2 protein-coding genes and 1 pseudogene are annotated in these 2,387 nt (G+C 67.7%); 2 read left to right on the plus strand and 1 reads right to left on the minus strand.

From position 1 onward, the window contains the following. A pseudogene (locus tag ACIPIA_RS14370) lies at positions 1–210 on the plus strand (orotate phosphoribosyltransferase); the annotation flags it as partial. A 144-nt stretch (positions 211–354) separates the two neighbouring features. Then, positions 355–1,578, plus strand: coding sequence for an MFS transporter (locus ACIPIA_RS14375; RefSeq protein ID WP_400510528.1), 1,224 nt, complete (start codon positions 355–357; stop codon positions 1,576–1,578). Positions 1,579–1,702: 124 nt separating this feature from the next. Here the strand turns inward: ACIPIA_RS14375 and ACIPIA_RS14380 are convergent. Continuing rightward, positions 1,703–2,387 (minus strand): superoxide dismutase (locus ACIPIA_RS14380; RefSeq protein WP_400510530.1); only part of this gene is annotated, 685 nt, incomplete at its 5' end.

Genomic DNA, 2,387 nt, shown 5'->3' on the forward strand with positions numbered 1-2,387 from the left:
TACCACGACGCCTTTCCCGGCGCCGGGGAGCGGCTGGCGGAGGCCGGCCTCACCCTGCACGCGCTGGCGACTTGGGCGGACGTGCTGGCCGCGGATGACGGCGGCCGGCTGGCCCGCGAGGACCGCGCCGAGATCGAGCGCTTCCTTGCCGACCCGGTGGCGTGGTCGACGCGACACGGCGGACGCGCCAGCCTGACGCCGCGCGGTTGAAGCTGAGGGGCAGTTCCCCATGCAGCCTATGCAATGCCGTGACGCCGGCTCACGAAATTGTGCCGCGGCCGGGGATCGTCTAGAGCCTTCGGCCGCGCCCCGAGGCGGGAATCGGCCTGCCGGGGCGCTGCGGGACTTGCCGAGATGACCGTTAGCGCGCCAGCCGCCTCCCTGCCGCAACGTGCCATGATGCCGGTGCTGATCGTCCTCAGCGTGACGCATCTGCTCAACGACATGATCCAGTCGCTGATCCCGGCGATCTATCCGATCATCAAGGAATCCTATCGGCTCGACTTCGGCCAGATCGGTCTGATCACGCTGACCTTCCAGGTTTCGGCCTCGCTGCTGCAGCCGGCCGTCGGCCTCTATACCGACAAGCATCCGATGCCGTATTCGATGGTGGTCGGCATGGGCTTCACGCTCGCCGGGCTGATCGGACTGTCCTATGCCGGCAGCTATGGTTTGCTGCTGCTCTCGGCAGCCTGCGTCGGCATCGGCTCCTCGATCTTCCACCCGGAAGCGACGCGGATGGCGCGCAATGCCTCCGGCGGCCAGCACGGCCTCGCGCAAGGCATCTTCCAGGTCGGCGGGCAGACGGGCGGCGCGCTCGGGCCGCTTCTCGCGGCCTTCATCATCGTGCCGCGCGGGCAGGGGAGCCTGGCCTGGTTCTCGGCGGCCGCGCTGGTCGCGATGATCCTGATGATCTGGACCGCGGCGAGCTATGCCCGGCTCGACAAGGCGCGGCCGGCGCGCCCTGCGGCCGCGAGCGCGGCCCCCGCCCGGCCGGGCAAGCGCTCCGTTGCCTTCGCGATCACCATCCTGATCGTGTTGCTGTTCTCGAAGAACGCCTACACCGCGAGCTTCACCTCGTTCTACACCTTCTACCTGATCGGAAAGTTCGGCATCACCGTGCAGAACTCGCAGGTTATGCTGTTCCTGTTCCTCGCCTCCTCGGCGGCGGGTGCGCTGGGCGGCGGCATGCTGGGAGACCGGATCGGCCGCAACAAGATCATCTGGTTCTCGATCCTCGGCGCGCTGCCCTTCACCCTGATCCTGCCCTATGCCGACCTGTTCTGGACCGGTGTGCTGACGATCCTGATCAACCTGATCATGTCGAGCGCTTTCGCTGCGATCCTGATCTATGCGCTGGAACTGCTGCCGGGCCGCGTCGGCCTTGTCGGCGGCTTCTTCTACGGGCTCTCCTTCGGGCTCGGCGGGCTTGCGGCGGCGCTGCTCGGCGAGTTCGCCGACATTCTCGGCATCGAGGCGGTCTACAAGATCTGCTCGTTCATCCCGTTGATGGGCCTGCTCGCCTGGTTCTTGCCGAAGCTCAGCGAGGGAACGCGCGGCGCGAAGGCCGGGCATTAATCCATTCGGCCGTCATGCCGGTTCCGACCCGAGCATCTCGCCAAGGAAGGAGCGGGCGCCCTGTGCTGCGAGAGATTCTCGGGTCGAAGCTAGGCTCCGCCCGAGAATGCCTGGGCTGCTGGCCTCAGATCGCGAGCTTGCCGGCTTTGGCAGCGGCGTAGCGCTCGTTGACCTTCGCCCAGTTCACCACGTTCCACCAGCCCTTGAGGTAATCGGCCCGCCGGTTCTGGTATTTCAGGTAGTAGGCGTGCTCCCAGACGTCGTTGCCCAGCAGCACCACCTGCTTCTCCATGATCGGACTGTCCTGGTTCGGCTTGGCGAGCAGGGCGAGCTTGCCGTCCTTATCGACGGTGACGAAGACCCAGCCCGAGCCGAAGACGCGCAGGCCCGCCGCCTCGAAATCGGCCTTGAACTTGTCGAAGCCGCCGAGGTCGCGGGTGATCGCCGCAGCGACCTCGCCGGTCGGCGCGCCGCCGGCGCCGGGGCCCATCACCTCCCAGAACATGGTGTGGTTGGCATGGCCGCCGCCATTGTTGCGCACGAGCGTGCGGACGCTCTCGGGCAACTGGTTGAGGTCGGCCAGCAGTTCACCGACCGAGGCCTTGGCGATGACGCCATTGTCCTTGGCGGCGTTGTTGAGCGCGGCGACATAGGCGGCGTGGTGCCGGTTGTAGTGGATGTCCATCGTCGCCGCGTCGATATGCGGCTCGAGGGCGTTCGCCTCATAGGCGCGCTTGGGCAGCGAGAAGGGCCCGGTCGGGGCCGCCGGCGCGGCTGCCTGGGCCCAGACGCGGGGCGCGGCGGCGGCC

Origin of the sequence: Allobosea sp. CER48, from assembly GCF_044752385.1 — a bacterium.
GTDB lineage: Bacteria > Pseudomonadota > Alphaproteobacteria > Rhizobiales > Beijerinckiaceae > Allobosea.

Excerpts from the sequence above, each read along its gene's own strand:
- ACIPIA_RS14375 (WP_400510528.1), top strand. The coding sequence starts at position 355 with ATGACCGTTAGCGCGCCAGCCGCCTCCCTGCCGCAACGTGCCATGATG.